We start from the raw sequence: 15,430 nt of genomic DNA, 5'->3' as shown, positions 1-15,430 counted from the left end.
AGTGAATACATCTTTGGCTGACACACCGCCATCGCGGGCAAGCCCGCTCCCACAGGGTTATCAATAACCCAAGGACAGGCCTGTGTTACGACGCGGATCATTGGCCCCATAGAACCGGTTATTCCCCACCGGCTTGCCCCCCAGCGACGGCGCACCCACCAGGATCGCCGCCAAGTGGTTGGCATCCTGCGGCCCGGCAAACTTATGGCCCCAGCTTTCGAGGATCTTCTGGGTATCCGGGCTCACCGCAAACGTTTCAAGATTGGTGGTCTCCGGCATCCACTGCTGGTGGAAACGCGGCGCGTCCACGGCTTCCTGGATGTTCATCTTGTAGTCGATGACGTTCAGGATCGTCAGCAACGTCGCGGTAATGATGCGACTGCCACCCGGCGTGCCCACCACCATCACTGCCTTGCCGTCCTTGGTCACGATGGTCGGGCTCATCGACGACAGCGGCGCCTTGCCCGGTGCAATCGCATTGGCCTCACCCTGCACCAGCCCGTACATGTTCGGCACGCCGACCTTGACGGTGAAGTCGTCCATTTCGTCGTTGAGGATCACCCCGGTCTTGCTGGCCATCACGCCCGCACCGAACCAGTCGTTGAGGGTGTAGGTGACGGAGACCGCGTTGCCCCACTTGTCGACGATGGAATAGTGGGTGGTGTTGTTGCCTTCATGGGGCGAGACGCCCGGCTTGATCGCCTGGGAATCCCCGGCCTTTTGCGGCTCGATGGCGGCGCGCAGCTTGGCGGCGTAGTCCTTGTCCAGCAGGTGGGCGATGGGGTTCTGCACGAAGTCCGGGTCGCCAAGGTAGCTGTTGCGGTCCACGTAGGCGTGGCGCATGGCTTCGATCTGGTAGTGCAGGCCCTGGGCCGAGTGATAACCGAGGTCGGCCATCGGGTAGCCTTCGAGGATATTCATGATCTGGCAGATCACCACGCCACCGGAGCTCGGCGGCGGCGCCGAGACCACGTGGTAGCCACGGTAATCGCACTCGATGGGCGCCAGTTCGCGGGTCTTGTACTTGTCGAGGTCGGCCTGGGTGATGATGCCTTTGCCGGCCTGGCTGGAATCCACCAGCGCCTTGGCTACCCAGCCTTTATAGAAACCGTCGCTGCCCTTGGCCGAGATTTCCTTGAGGGTCTTGGCCAGGTCTTTCTGCACCAGTTTCTGGCCAACCTGCATCGGCTGGCCGTTGTGCAGGAAGATTCCGCGCATGTCCTGGTCTTTTTCAAACTCGCCGGTGGCGGTGTGCAGCAGGTCGATATCGCCCTGCTCCAGGGCAAAGCCGTTTTCCGCCAGCTTGATCGCCGGGGCAATCACCTGGGCGCGCTTGAGGGTGCCGTATTTGCTCAGGGCCAGTTCCATGCCCGAGACGGTGCCCGGCACGCCGACGGCCAGGTGGCCCTTGGCGCTCAGGCCTTCAATGACATTGCCGTCTTTATCCAGGTACATGTTGGCGGTGGCCGCCAGTGGGGCTTTTTCGCGGAAGTCGAGGAAGGTCTTGCGCCCGTCCGCCAACTGCACGGTCATGAAACCGCCGCCGCCGAGGTTGCCCGCTGCCGGGTACACCACCGCCAGCGCATAACCCACGGCCACGGCCGCGTCCACGGCGTTGCCGCCGGCCTTGAGCACATCCACGCCGACATGGGTGGCCAAATGCTGGGCGGTGACCACCATGCCATTTTCACCGGCCACCGGGGCCTGGGACGCAGCTTGCACACCGCTGACCGTCAACACCAACGCGGTGGCAATCAAGGTACGGCTGAAGGGTTGGTATTTCATCCATGGCTACTCTGGTTATTGAGATGCACCAAAATAGCCCGCCGTAGATTTAATCCCCAGCACCATGGCGTTTTTATTACAGAACTTGTCGGTCACAGAACGGCCACGGAAAAGCCCATGGTATATTTCGCGCCACTTCCCGCCAGCCGCCCTGACGAGCCCGCCATGAGTTTTGATTTCGACACGATCCACCCCCGCCTCGGTACCGGCAGTACCAAGTGGAACCGTTACCCGGCCGACGTCCTGCCGATGTGGATCGCCGACATGGACATCGCCGCACCGCCCGCCGTGTTACAGGCCCTGCGCGAGCGCCTCGACCAGCAGATCCTCGGCTACAGCGTGGCCGGCCCGGATGTGCGCGAAGCCATCGTCGCCGACCTGTGGGCCAAGTACGCCTGGCGCGTGCAGCCCGAAGACTTGCTGTTCCTGCCGGGCGTCGAGCCGGGCTTCAACATGGCCCTGCATGCCTTTGTGCAACCGGGCCAGCCGGTGGTGTTGCAAACCCCCAACTACCGCCCGATCCGCCTGGCGCCGGGGCACTGGAACCTGCCGAAAATCGAAGTGCCGTTCGAACTGAAAAACGGCGAATACCTGACCCCGCTGCCTGCCATGCGCGATGCACTCGCCGGCGCCGGCGCGCTGCTGCTGAGCAACCCGCACAACCCGATGGGCAAAGTCTTCCCCCGTGAAGAGTTGCTGGCCGTGGCCAACGCGTGCCTGGAACAGGGTGCGTTGATCATCAGCGACGAAATCCACGCCGAGTTGTGCTTCGACGGTCGCCGCCACATCCCCACCGCCAGCCTCAGCGCAGAGATTGCCGATCGCACTATCACGCTGATGTCGGCGAGCAAGGCGTATAACGTCGCCGGCTTGAAGACCTGCTTTGCGGTGATCCAGAACGCCGAGATCCGCGAACGCTTCAACAACGCCCGTTGCGGCATGGTCGACAGCGTCAGCCCCCTGGGCCTGGAAGCCACCCGCGCCGCCTACAGCCAGTGCGGCGAATGGCTGGAAGCGCTGAAACAGTATCTGCAAGCCAACCGCGACTACCTGCTCGATGCCGTGCAAACCCGCTTGCCCGGCGTGGTCATGCATGCGCCCCAAGGCACTTTCCTGGCTTGGTTGGATTGCAGCGCCTTGGGCCTGGAAGACCCGCAGCAGTTCTTCCTCGAACAAGCCAAGGTCGGCTTGAGCGCCGGGATCGAATTCGGCGATGACAGCCAGCAATTCGTGCGCCTGAACTTCGGCTGCCCACGGGCGCTGCTGGAAGAAGGCGTGCAGCGCATGGAACGTTGCTTACAAAACCGCTGAAATCGGCCGGAACCGCGAAACCGGTTTTCGATACACAGAGGGCGCCCCCTTTTGTGTCTCGCAAACCTTCGCGGAGTCAGTCATTCCATGCCGTTATCGGTCCGCAACATCGCCCCAGCCCCGCAGTACGTCATCGAATCCTTTGCCGGTGACGTGCCTGCCAACCTCCCGATCTATACCACGCAACGTGATCCAAGGGTCGAAGGCGACCAAGAGCTGGCACACAGTATTGGCCCAGCGCCCTTTCACCACCCGCCGTCCGGTCCCAATTCCGTGTTCGACATCCCGCCCGAATCCACCCTGGGCGTGTGGCTGAATCAACTGGACAGCGCCCTGCGTCACCCGGACTTCCAGCGCTGGATGAAGGACCGGAACGTTTCACCCTCGACGGTGCGGTTCGACCCCAGCAACAACACCCTGCACGTATTTATCAACAGTCAGCCCCAGCAGTTTTCCCTGGAGGACGACTCCGGCTTCGCCGCCGTGGCCGGACCATTGATCCAGGCCGTGCGGACGCTGGGGTTCTGGCCGCCGTCCAGCGGGCGTTTTCTGGACTACCCACACAAGCCCTACAACGTTGCGCATTTCCATGATGTATTGCGCTTCTACGCAATCAACCCATCGGCGCCACCCGACGGCCTCCAGTCATTCAACAGCATCTCCCGTACCGACCCGCAGCGCGGGGATACAGCCCTGGCGGAGCAACAACGCATCGTCGGCGATATCCACGACCGCCACACCCTGCTCGGCCACCTCACGCGCCTGAGGGCCAAGCTGCCGACGGCTGTTGCGCCAGAGGTTCTGGCACGGGACTTGAGTGCCCTTAAAATCGACGTGCATCCGGGTTCCACTTTTGCGCAGGCACACCCCGGCGCATTCCAACCCAAGGTCAGTGCCGCGCATTTCATCACGGCGTCCGGCGCTGCGCTGCCAAAGACCCTGGAGGCCTTGCAAGGGATGATTCGGACGCTGCGCGACAGCCCCCTCGAACAGGCCCGCGCGCAGCGTGAAAAGAACCGCTACACCGCGCTGTTGCGCAAGACCCACACCGCACTGCCCAAGGTGCGCGAAGAGGCCAAGAAATGGGCCGAAGGGATTATCTTCAAACTGACCGGCAACCACGTGGACGCCGACACGGTCTATCTGAATCGTTTCCAAGGCGGCGGCAATACCGCAACCACCCTCAACGGCTGGGAGTGGACGATTCAAGAGCCGTGGCGCTCGCAGAAATTGCCGGATGCGTTGCTGAGTAACTTCAGCGAAGACGACTGGTTGCCCGGCAACCTTGATTCACAGTCCGGCCTGTACACCGTAGGCGCTGGGCAAAGCACCAAAGGCGGCTATGGTGCGCACAATCAGTTCCCCCTGCTGCCCTCGGATGTGATGCACGCGGCCTGGAAAACCGATTTCCAGGGGCTCATCAGCCAAAAGCAGAAAACCTTTTGGCAAGACCATGGCGAGGACTACCGTGCCTCCCTCAAGGGCGAGTTTGTCAGCCAGGCGCGCCAACAGCTCAAGGCCTACGCACTTGCCGGCAAAACCCTGCCCGCCGAGCACAGGTTCACCCGCGACGACTATCACCTGGTGATGAAAGCCGTGGCCAATCTGCCGCTGGATGAAAACCAACCGCTGACCCTCGAACAACTGCGCCACAGCGCACCGGTCAAGGGCGTCGTCAGGGCTCACCTGCTGGATATCAACGGCCGTGCGTCCACCGATATCCTGCGGTTCAGCGCGGCCGATCACACCACGCAAATCCTCTATGTGCCCGGCCATGCCCCGGCCTTTTTGCGGTTCGCGTCCATCGTTGAACTGGATGAATGGGTCAAGGCGCAGGGCAGCGACCCCGACAAGCGCAAGGCCTTGGCTTCGCACTTTTCCCTTAGGGACCGCCAGGATGAAGACGTGGGTTTCTGGAGCGATTTCGCCTCGTTCATCAGTGGCGACCGGCATTCGCGCAAAGGCGTGGACAGCGCCCTCAAGTACCTGGGCAACGACTATTGGAGCCACCAGGAAGGCGTGGTCATCGACAGCGGGCGCCTGCTGATCGAGGCCGATGTGTTCAGCGTGATCAACAACACCACGCGGCGACGCATGACCGGCGATGCGGATGTGGTGATCAAATCCAACAGCGAAGTCACCCGTGACACCTGGCTCAACGACCTGACAGCAGCGGCCGGCCTGATGGCCAACTTCGCGTTGATCGGCGAGCCCATCGTCGTCGGCGCCGCCGTCGCTGTCGGGGTGGCGCAAACCGCATTGGGCACAGAGAAAGCCGTTTCTGGCGACACCCAGGCTGAGCGCCAACAAGGCGCATCAAGCGCCCTGGACGGAGCGCTCAACACCCTGTTCTCCCTCGGCGGCGGCATCGCCGAGGAAGAGGTGTTTGAAGCCCCCATCACCCAACCGCTGCGCCAGGAGGTGTTCGCCGATGGCCGCCAGGCCCAGGTCCTCGACCACCCCGTCAGCGACAGCGCCTACACCCTGCCCCGCAGCAACGGCTACGACCTGGTGGACGGCGACACCGTCTACCGCTATCAAAACGCCAAGCCCGGCGAGCTGACTGAGCTGAAATCGGGCTATACCGCCGCGCCCCTTGAGGATGTCGAGGCGATTTGCCCGGCGCCCGCCACGGGGAGCCGAGTCCGGCGCGGTATCAACGCCGAGTGCTTTGCCAAACTCATCGCCGACCTGCCCGGCGACGCGGCGCAGCTGCAGGCTCTGGAACATGTGCGGCTATTCCCGGCCAAGGTTGGCCTGTTCAACAAGGAACGCCAGGTGGTCTACGAAAAACGCCTGTACAAAATGATCGACGGCGAAACCGGCGCTCAACTGATACCCGTCGCCCGCACCGAGCCCATCACCTACAAAAACCGCATACGCGGCGCGCTGGTCAAGGAACCGGGCTTTGGCTTCTCATCCGGCGAGCCGACGGGGCCGTTCGCGCAACAGACCCGCGTGGTCAAACTGAACAAGATCAGCAACGTCAGTGACGACCAGCGCCAGCTGCGAGGCGTGGTCATTACGCGAGAGGCGCGCCAGTACCTGGTGATCGAGGCTGACACTGCCGAATTCTACTTCGCGCCGCTGGGCAAAGCGCACATGGGTGAGTTGACCTTTCACAAGTGCAGCGTGCGGGACTTGCCAATGGTGCAGGACTATCGCGCGTTCATGAGCCTGTACAAAGGCGCTCAAAGCCTGGATGCAGAACTGGTCGCGCTGCCCACACTCAAGGAGGCCTACAGCCAACTGGAAAAGGCCGGCTATGCCAAAGCCGACCTCGATCAATTGAAGCAAGCCTGCAAAGGCATGACCGACGAACAACAACGCGAAGTGGTCTACCAACTGCAACGCGCCAGTGCCATCCGCGCCCCGGACATTGCCTTGCGCCCCAACAAGGTTCTGCCGCTGGAAAAACCGGCGGATTTTTCCAGTTGGCCAACCAAACAGCAGAACCAGTTCTATGCCGAAAAGGCCAAGGCCTCGGTGGACCAAGCCCTCACCATCACGGGCCTCGGGCCGGGCAACCTGGTGCGCTCGCCGGCCGACCTGGCCAGGGCCGATGCGGCACACATGACCCGCGAATGGTTGCTGCGCACCGCCAACCTGCGCGCGCCCAACGCCGGGGATCTAATTATGAAAACCGGCGCGGGCAACTGCGGCGAAATGGCCTTGCTGTCCAAGGACATCATCAACAAAAGTGGCGGCCGCGCCTACGAATGGGGCGCGGGCGACGCGCACTCGTTCACCGTGGTCGGTGGCCCCAGCGGTGGGGTCAGTGGCACAGTGGATTTCGCTGAAGCCGCCTGGGCTGATGCGTGGATTGTCGATCCCTGGGCCGGTATCGCCTGCCCCGCCGCCGAGTACACGCAGCAGCTAAAAAACACCCTGGTGGCGTGGGACAAGGCCGGCTTGAAGATTCGATCCGGCACCAACGCAAATATGAACCCACTGGACCCTGAGTGGTTGGACACCCTCATCGACCAGCCGAAGCGCCCCTACGGCTTGCCGCGCCCACCAACCAGCGCCGCCCCCCACTTTGTCGCCATGGGCGAGTCGACCACCCTGAGCGAAGGCAACGCCGCCTTGTCTACCCGCAGCTTGAGCGACTGCTCGGCCCTTGCCGTCCTCACCGACTGGAACGGCAGCATTTATCAGACGCGCACACTGATGCACCTGACCGGCAGCAACCTGGAGTTTGGTTTGTTGGATGGCAGCACCCGCCGCGTGCTGGATACGCTGCAAGACTCATTGAAAAATGGCGGCAAGGTGATCCTGGTGGGTGGTGTCGATACCCAGTCCACCCAAGGCATGGCCACGGTGATCGGGCAAACCTTCCACGGTCAACAACCGCTCAAAGCACTGCTTGAAGAGCGCCCCGGCGTTTCCGTGAGCATTGCCAGCTCGTCAGGGGTGCAGGTCAACGCCGATGGCACGTTCACCCTGATCGACGGCACCGGCAAAGGCGTGTTCAGTGCAGCAATGGTCAAACAGATCTTTGAACGCATCGACTGATAAACGCCGCTGCAAATGCCCCCGCCTGTGCGCGGGGGCCATCCTTTACAGCTTGGCGATGGACACTTCGGTGGACTTCACAAAGGCAATCACTTCGCTGCCCACTTTCAATTCCAGATCCCGTACCGAGCGCGTGGTGATCACCGAAGTGACAATGCCGGACGCGGTTTGCACGTCGATTTCGGACACCACTTCCCCCAGCAGGATTTCCTTGATCACGCCCTTGAACTGGTTGCGCACGTTGATCGCTTTAATGGTCATGTCGGCTTTCCTTTTGGCTGTTGGGTCAATCCGCACGAATGCGCAGGTCCTCAAGATGCCGCAGCGGGCAAAAACTTAAAAGGAATAAATAACTCTTTGTTTATATCTTATAGATATATAGAGAGTGCCCGTGGCCCCAGCACAGGACTCAACTGAGGGTGACCCAATACCGCGTGCGCGCCTGCACCTTGAAGCCCAGGGTCGACGCCAGCAGGTTGAGGATGCGGTCCGTGTCATCCAGGCGAAAACTGCCGGTCACCCGCAACGCTTCCAGGCGCGGCTCCCAGCGCAGCACGCCAGGGCGATAGCGCTCCAGCTCACGCAGGAAATCCCCCAACCCTTGGTCCTGTGCGGTCAGCACGCCGTCGCGCCAGCCCAGTTGCAGCACATCAAATGGCAACCAGGCGCCGAGGCCGCTGGCGGTCAATGGCGCTTGCTGGCCACTGTGCAACGTCGCCAACTGCCCGTTGAGGTCGCGTACCTGCACGGCGCCCTTGAGCACCGACACCCGGCAGCCCGAGGCGAGTTGCCGGACGCACACTTCAGCCCGGCTGACCTGAAGTTCGCCATAACGGGTCTGTACCGTCATCGCGCCCGGACCCGGCACGTTCAACGCCAGTTCGCCTTCCACCAACCGGATATGCCGTGACGCTACATCCACGGCGCTGGCGGTATTGAGCTGCAGGCTGGCGCCGTCGGCCAGCGCCATGCGCTTACGCTCGCCCGTGGCGGTGTGCAGGTCGGAGCGCCACACGTCGATGGGCAACTGGCGGCTGATCAGCCACGCCGTCGGCAGCAACGCCGCCACACCCAGCGCACGCTTGAGCACGGCACGCCGGCCCGGTTGCGGGCGGTCAAGGCTGGCCATCGCCAACGCCTGGGGCAAGCCGCCGAAGCGCTGGCGCAAGGTCTGGGCTTTTTGCCAGGTCTGTTCGTGCTGCGGGTGGCTGTCGCGCCAGTGTTGCAACGCGGCGTGATCACCCTCGGTGGCGGTGCCGGACTCCAGCAGCGCCAGCCACTGCGCCGCCGCACGGGCGACATCGCGGCTCACAGCTCCACCAGCAGGCAGTGTTCGTAGGCTTGCGCCATGTAGCGTTTCACCGTGCGTTCGGATACGTCGAGGCGCTCGGCGATCTCGCGATAACCCAAGCCTTCCAGCTGGCTCCACAAAAACGCGCGGCGCACCAGCACGGGCAAACCATCGAGCAATTCATCCAGGGCTTGCAGGGTTTCCAGCAGCAACCAGCGTTGCTCGGGGGACGGCACGCACGCCTCAGGCAAGCTGGCGAGCGCATTCAGATAGGCCTGTTCCAGGCTGCGGCGCTGATGAAAGTTGACCAGCAATCGCTTGCCTACCGTCACCAGATACGCCCGGGGCTCCTGCATCTGCGCTATCGGCTGGGCACTGGCGAGCACCCGCAGAAACGTGTCCTGGCTCAGGTCCGCCGCATCCCAGGCATTGCCCAGGCGCCGGCGCAGCCAGCTTTCCAGCCAACTGCGGTGGTCGCGGTATAGGCTCGACAGCGTCAGTTCGGGGGCGACAACATCATTCATGGCAAGCAACCTGCGCGGCGCGATTACATCTCAAATGAGATTCATTCTATTTAATATCGCTGCGCCACACCACGATCTTTTCAACTGATCGTTCCCACGCTCCGCGTGGGAATGCCGCCCCGGACGCTCCGCGTCCTACAACAACGCCGCCTTTTGCCGCAGCAAGTCAATAAACAACGCCAACTCGCGCCCCACCCCTTCGCCCTTGCGCAACAACAGGCCAAACGGCGCCAGGCGCACATCCAGCGCCACCGGCAGGGCCACCACCAGGCCCATTTTCAGGTAGTCGCGCAGGGCGCTTTCCGACAACACCATCACCGCGTCAGTCAACTGGATCAGCTGCTGCATGGAATACACCGAGCTGCATTCAATGATGTCCGCCGGGCTCGGCAAGGCCAGGTCTTGCAGCGCCTGATCAAAGCCGATCCGCGCCGGGCTGGTTTGCGGTTGCAAAATCCACGGCCAGTCGCGCACCAATTCCGCCAGCGCCACATGCTCACGCTGGGCCAGCGGGTGGCCGGCGTGCACCACCACCAGCATGCGCTCGTTGCCCAAGGGCTCGAAGCTGTAGTGCTCACTGTCGGTGGCGGCGTTGCGACGGGTGATGGCCAGGTCGATGCGGCCCTGCTCCAGCAGTTGGATCACCTGGTCGCTGGTGTCCCCCATGATGCGGATGCGCAGCTGCGGGTTGAGTGACTTGATCTGCGCGATGCAGTCCATCACCAGGTCTGGCGCGGCGCCCATGATGGTGCCGATGGACAGGTAGCCATAACCGCCCTGCTGGCGCGCCATCAAGTCTTCGGCGCAACGGTCAAGGCCACTCAGGGCCGATTCGGCAAAGCGGATCAACTCCAGGCCCAAGGCCGTGGGGCGCATGCCCCGTGGCAGGCGCTCGAACAGGTCGCAGCCAAACATGTCCTCGATCTCGCGCAACATGCGCGTGGCCGCCGGTTGCGACATGTTCAGGGCCTGGGACGCCCGATGCAGGTTCTGGCTGGAACTGAGGGCCACCAGCATATGCAGGTGCTTGTAGCGCAAACGGTTGAACAGGCTGGGACTACGCATTTTCACCTTTCTTATCGATACCCTGAGGTTATCACTTGTAAGCGAGATTCGATTTGTAGCGCATTGCTCGGCCGCCGTACAGTCCGGCCCATAAGAACAAAACACTGGACTGCCCCTATGAAAACCCTGCCCGCGCCCCTGCTCGCCAAGATTTCCTGGCGGCTGCTGCCCTTCCTGCTGCTGATGTACATCATGGCGTTTCTCGACCGCGCCAACGTCGGCTTTGCCAAGCAAGCCTTCCAGGCGGACACCGGCTTGAGCGATGCCGCGTTTGCCTTCGGCGCCGGTGTGTTTTTTGTCGGCTACGCGCTGTTGGAAGTGCCGAGTAACCTGATCCTGCACCGTGTCGGCGCCCGCCTGTGGATGTGCCGGATCATGGTCAGCTGGGGCCTGATCTCGGCGGCGATGGTGTTTGCCCACAACGAAACCAGCTTCTACGTCCTGCGCTTCCTGCTGGGTGTGGCCGAAGCCGGCTTCTTTCCCGGCGTCATCCTCTACCTCACCTACTGGTTCCCCCAGGCCGTGCGCGGCAAGGCCATGGGTTTCTTCTACTTTGGCGCGCCACTGGCGTTTATCTTCGGCAGCCCGTTGTCCGGCCTGCTCCTCGAAATGGACGGCTGGGCCGGCATCCACGGCTGGCAATGGTTGTTCGCCGTCGAGGGCTTGATGGCCTCGGTGGTGGGCATCTGGGCCTACTTCTACCTGGACAACCGCCCCGCCGACGCCAAGTGGCTAAGCAGCGACGAGCGCCTGCAAATCCAAACCCTGCTCGACAGCGAAGACCAACACAAAACCTCCCACGGCCGCAGCCTGCTCAACGTGCTGTGCCAACCGTCGGTGCTGTACCTGTGCCTGGTGTACCTGCTGATCCAGGCCAGTGTGTACGGCGTGGTGTTTTACCTGCCGACCCAAGTCGGTGGCCTGCTCGGCACCAAGGTCGGCCTGATGGTCGGGCTGGTCTCGGCGATTCCGTGGCTGTGTGCGTTGTTTGCGGCCTGGTGGATTCCGGCCTATTCCGACCGCACCGGCCTGCGTCGGCAAACCGCCTGCCTGACCCTGCTGATGGCCGCCGCCGGCATCGCCTGCTCGGTGACATTCGCCAGCCCGCTGCTGGGCATGCTTGCCCTGTGTTTTGCCGCCTCCGGTTTTATCGCGGTGCAGCCGGTGTTCTGGACCTTTCCATCGAGCTACCTGGCCGGCAGCGCCGCCGCAGCGGGCATCGCGCTGATCAATTCCTTCGGCGCCCTCGGCGGCTTTATCGCCCCGGTGCTCAAACACTGGGCCGAAGGCGCCTTCCATTCCCCGGCAGCCGGTCTGTACCTGCTGTCCGCCACCACGGTACTGGCTGCGTTGCTGGTACTGGGCATCCATTCACCTGGCCCCAAAGCGTCGAACACGCCGGCCACTGTTTAACTCCAGGAGTCACACCATGGGCAACCTCACCATCAAACACGTGCGCGCCTTTGTATTGCGCGGCGGCGGCGCCGATTACCACGACCAGGGCGACGGCCACTGGATCGACGACCATATTTCCACGCCAATGAGCAAATACCCGGAGTACCGCCAGAGCCGCCGCAGCTTCGGCATCAACGTGCTCGGCACGCTGGTGGTGGAGATCGAGGCCAGCGACGGCACCGTCGGTTTCGCCGTGACCACCGGTGGTGAACCGGCGGCCTATATCGTCGAGAAACACCTGGCGCGTTTCATCGAAGGCGCCCGCGTCACCGACATCGAAAAGATCTGGGACCAGATGTACCAGTCCACCCTTTACTACGGGCGCAAGGGCCTGGTGATCAACACGATCTCCGGCGTCGACCTGGCGCTATGGGACCTGCTCGGCAAACTGCGCCAGGAGCCGGTGCACCACCTGCTCGGCGGCGCAGTGCGTGATGAATTGCAGTTCTACGCCACCGGCGCGCGCCCCGACCTGGCGCAGAAGATGGGCTTTATCGGCGGCAAGATGCCCCTGCACCACGGCCCCAGCGAAGGCGAAGAAGGCCTGCGCAAAAACCTCGAAGAACTGGCGACCATGCGCGAGCGGGTCGGCCCGGACTTCTGGCTGATGCTCGACTGCTGGATGAGCCTGGACTTGAACTACGCGACCAAACTGGCCATCGGCGCCCATGAACACGGCCTCAAGTGGATCGAAGAAGCGCTGTCACCGGACGATTACTGGGGCTACGCCGCCCTGCGCAACAACGTGCCCAAGGGCATGCTGGTGACCACCGGCGAACACGAAGCCACGCGCTGGGGTTTCCGCATGCTCCTCGAGATGGGCTGCTGCGACATCATCCAGCCGGATGTCGGCTGGTGCGGCGGCCTCACCGAACTGGTGAAAATCTCCGCCCTGGCCGATGCGCATAACGCCATGGTCGTGCCCCACGGTTCCTCGGTGTACAGCTACCACTTCGTCGCCACCCGCCATAACAGCCCGTTCGCCGAGTTCCTGATGATGGCGCCGAAGGCCGATGAAGTGGTGCCGATGTTCCACCCGCAACTGCTCGGCGAGCCGGTGCCGGTGAACGGGCGTATGCGTCTGTCGGCGTTGGATAAACCCGGCTTCGGCGTTGACCTGAACCCCGACTGCCAGCTGCACCGTCCCTACAACCGCTGAGGAAACCTGCCATGCACATGCCCCGCAACGGCTTCAAGGCCGCCTTGGCCAACGACGCCACGCAGTACGGCATCTGGGCCGGTTTTTCCACCGGCTACGCCGCCGAAATCGTCGCCAGCCTCGGTTACGACTGGATGCTGATCGACGGCGAGCACGCACCGAACACCGTGCCCAGCGTGCTCAACCAATTGCAGACCGTGGCGCCCTACGCCACCGCGCCGGTAGTACGCGCGGTGAATGGCGACGCCAACCTGATCAAGCAACTGCTGGATGTTGGCGCGCAGACGCTGATGATCCCCATGGTCGAAACCGCCGAACAGGCCCAGGCCCTGGTGCGCGCCATGCGTTACCCGCCCCACGGCATCCGTGGCGTCGGCGGTGGCTTGACCCGCGCCACACGCTGGGACGGCGTCGACAATTACCTCACCACCGCCCATGAAGAACTGTGCCTGATCGTGCAAGTGGAGTCGCGCCTGGGCGTGGAAAACGTCGCCGCGATTGCCGCCGTCGAAGGGGTGCACGCGGTGTTCATCGGCCCGGCCGACCTGTCCATCGGCCTCGGCCACGCCGGCAATCCCGGCCATCCCGAAGTCCAGGAACGCATCAAACACGCGGTGGACGCCACCCTCGCCGCCGGCAAGGTCTGCGGCATCCTCGCGCCCAATGAAGACGACGCTCGCCGCTACCAGACCTGGGGTTGCCGCTTTATTGCGGTGGCCATCGACATCAGCCTGCTGCGCCAGAGCGCCCTGGCCACCCTCGCCCGCTATCGCCCGGCTGCCGACGCGAAAGCGCCGTCACGCACTTACTAAGGAGCTGCCCCATGTCGTCCGTTCCCGTGTACCAGAACTTTATCAACGGCCGCTTCGTGACCAGCGAAGCCCACATTGATGTACTCAACCCGGCCACCGGCGCGCTGCTGTCCAAGGTCCCGGCGTCCACCGCCGCCGATGTCGACCAGGCCCTCGCTGCCGCACGCCAGGCGCAAAAAGACTGGGCGCGCAAACCGGCCATCGAGCGCGCCGGGCACCTGCGCCGGATTGCCGCCAAGCTGCGTGAAAACGTCGCGCACCTGGCGCGCACCATCACCTTGGAACAAGGCAAGGTCAGCGGGCTGGCCGAGGTCGAAGTGAACTTCACTGCCGACTACCTCGACTACATGGCCGAGTGGGCGCGGCGCATCGAAGGCGAGATCATCACCAGCGACCGCCCGAACGAAAACATCTTCCTGTTCCGCAAACCGCTGGGCGTGGTGGCCGGCATCCTGCCGTGGAATTTCCCGTTCTTCCTGATCGCGCGCAAGATGGCCCCGGCGCTGCTCACCGGCAACACCATCGTGATCAAGCCCAGCGAAGAAACGCCAAACAACTGCTTTGAATTCGCCAAGCTCGTGGCCGAAACCGACCTGCCCACCGGCGTGTTCAACGTGGTGTGCGGCGACGGCCAGGTTGGCGGCGCCCTCACTGCGCACAAGGGCGTGGACATGATCAGCTTCACCGGCAGCGTCGCCACCGGTTCGCGGATCATGGCCGCCGCCGCGCCGAACATCACCAAGCTCAACCTCGAACTGGGCGGCAAGGCGCCGGCCATTGTCCTGGCCGACGCCGACCTGGACCTGGCGGTCAAAGCCATCCGCGATTCGCGCATCATCAATACGGGGCAAGTGTGCAACTGCGCCGAGCGCGTGTACGTCGAGCGCAAAGTCGCCGACCAGTTTATCGAGCGCATCAGTGCGGCGATGGCCGCCACGCGCTACGGCGACCCGCTGGCCCAGGCCGATGTGGAGATGGGCCCGCTGATCAACCGCCAGGGCCTGGATAACGTCAACCGCAAGGTGCGCACCGCGCTGAGTCAGGGCGCCAACTTGATCACCGGCGGGCAGATTGCCGATCTGGGTGCGGGCTTTCACTTCCAGCCGACGGTGTTGGCCGGTTGCCGCGCCGACATGGAGATCATGCGGGAAGAGATCTTCGGCCCGGTGCTGCCGATCCAAATTGTCGACGACCTCGACGAAGCCATCTCCATGGCCAACGACTGCGACTACGGCCTGACCTCGTCGATCTACACCCGCGACCTAGGCAAGGCGATGCACGCGGTGCGCGAGATCGACTTTGGTGAAACCTACGTCAACCGCGAGAACTTCGAAGCCATGCAAGGCTTCCATGCCGGCGTGCGTAAATCCGGGATCGGCGGGGCCGACGGCAAGCATGGCCTGTACGAATACACCCATACCCATGTGGTGTACCTGCAGAGCTGATCTGGTTAAACGGGCCCGCTCACGGTAGCGTGCGGGCCCTTCCCAATGTGCTCCTGATAAGGACTGCC

Annotated in this window: 11 protein-coding genes; 6 read left to right on the top strand and 5 right to left on the bottom strand. The window is 63.1% G+C overall.

Features of this window, described 5'->3' with window-relative positions; all coding sequences use genetic code 11:
* Window positions 1–60: 60 nt before the first annotated feature.
* Window positions 61–1,785 (bottom strand): gamma-glutamyltransferase, encoded by a 1,725-nt coding sequence (gene ggt / locus ACU688_RS12640; RefSeq protein ID WP_448184969.1) that lies wholly within the window; start codon window positions 1,783–1,785, stop codon window positions 61–63.
* Window positions 1,786–1,950: 165 nt separating this feature from the next.
* Between ggt and ACU688_RS12635 the strand changes: the two genes are divergently transcribed.
* Together ACU688_RS12635 and ACU688_RS12630 are read left to right on the top strand one after the other, a co-directional pair.
* Entirely contained in the window at window positions 1,951–3,096 is a 1,146-nt protein-coding gene (locus ACU688_RS12635; protein WP_448184968.1) for a MalY/PatB family protein, read from the top strand.
* An 87-nt stretch (window positions 3,097–3,183) separates the two neighbouring features.
* Window positions 3,184–7,611 carry a dermonecrotic toxin domain-containing protein gene (locus tag ACU688_RS12630; protein ID WP_448184967.1) on the top strand — a complete coding sequence of 1,476 codons (4,428 nt, stop codon included), beginning with the start codon at window positions 3,184–3,186 and terminating at the stop codon, window positions 7,609–7,611.
* 45 nt (window positions 7,612–7,656) lie between these two features.
* Here the strand turns inward: ACU688_RS12630 and ACU688_RS12625 are convergent, their stop codons facing one another.
* The 4 genes from ACU688_RS12625 to ACU688_RS12610 all read right to left on the bottom strand — a co-directional run bounded on the left by ACU688_RS12625 (window position 7,657) and on the right by ACU688_RS12610 (window position 10,491).
* Complete coding sequence (locus ACU688_RS12625) at window positions 7,657–7,872, bottom strand: TOBE domain-containing protein (protein ID WP_003173733.1); 216 nt, start codon at window positions 7,870–7,872, stop codon at window positions 7,657–7,659.
* A 148-nt stretch (window positions 7,873–8,020) separates the two neighbouring features.
* Entirely contained in the window at window positions 8,021–8,923 is a 903-nt protein-coding gene (locus ACU688_RS12620; protein WP_448184966.1) for a FecR domain-containing protein, read from the bottom strand.
* Complete coding sequence (locus ACU688_RS12615; RefSeq protein ID WP_026137138.1) at window positions 8,920–9,426, bottom strand: sigma-70 family RNA polymerase sigma factor; 507 nt, start codon at window positions 9,424–9,426, stop codon at window positions 8,920–8,922. Before ACU688_RS12615 ends, ACU688_RS12620 begins: the two co-directional genes overlap by 4 nt.
* Window positions 9,427–9,561: 135 nt before the next feature.
* Window positions 9,562–10,491 carry a LysR family transcriptional regulator gene (locus ACU688_RS12610; RefSeq protein ID WP_448184965.1) on the bottom strand — a complete coding sequence of 310 codons (930 nt, stop codon included), beginning with the start codon at window positions 10,489–10,491 and terminating at the stop codon, window positions 9,562–9,564.
* Between the two features lie 117 nt (window positions 10,492–10,608).
* On the opposite strand from ACU688_RS12610, the gene ACU688_RS12605 reads away from it, so the two are divergent.
* The 4 genes from ACU688_RS12605 to aldA are packed head-to-tail and all read left to right on the top strand — an operon-like array spanning window position 10,609 to window position 15,362.
* Window positions 10,609–11,904 (top strand): MFS transporter, encoded by a 1,296-nt coding sequence (locus ACU688_RS12605; protein ID WP_448184964.1) that lies wholly within the window; start codon window positions 10,609–10,611, stop codon window positions 11,902–11,904.
* Between the two features lie 16 nt (window positions 11,905–11,920).
* Window positions 11,921–13,105 carry an L-rhamnonate dehydratase gene (rhmD, locus tag ACU688_RS12600; RefSeq protein ID WP_124529790.1) on the top strand — a complete coding sequence of 395 codons (1,185 nt, stop codon included), beginning with the start codon at window positions 11,921–11,923 and terminating at the stop codon, window positions 13,103–13,105.
* A gap of 11 nt (window positions 13,106–13,116) precedes the next feature.
* Window positions 13,117–13,917 (top strand): HpcH/HpaI aldolase family protein, encoded by an 801-nt coding sequence (locus tag ACU688_RS12595; RefSeq protein ID WP_448184963.1) that lies wholly within the window; start codon window positions 13,117–13,119, stop codon window positions 13,915–13,917.
* An 11-nt stretch (window positions 13,918–13,928) separates the two neighbouring features.
* Window positions 13,929–15,362: an aldehyde dehydrogenase gene (aldA, locus tag ACU688_RS12590; protein ID WP_448184962.1), complete on the top strand. Its 1,434-nt coding sequence runs from the start codon at window positions 13,929–13,931 to the stop codon at window positions 15,360–15,362.
* Window positions 15,363–15,430 lie beyond the last annotated feature (68 nt).

Source organism: Pseudomonas acericola (SeqCode) (genome assembly GCF_053456465.1).
This window is presented reverse-complemented; position numbering and strand designations above follow the sequence as displayed.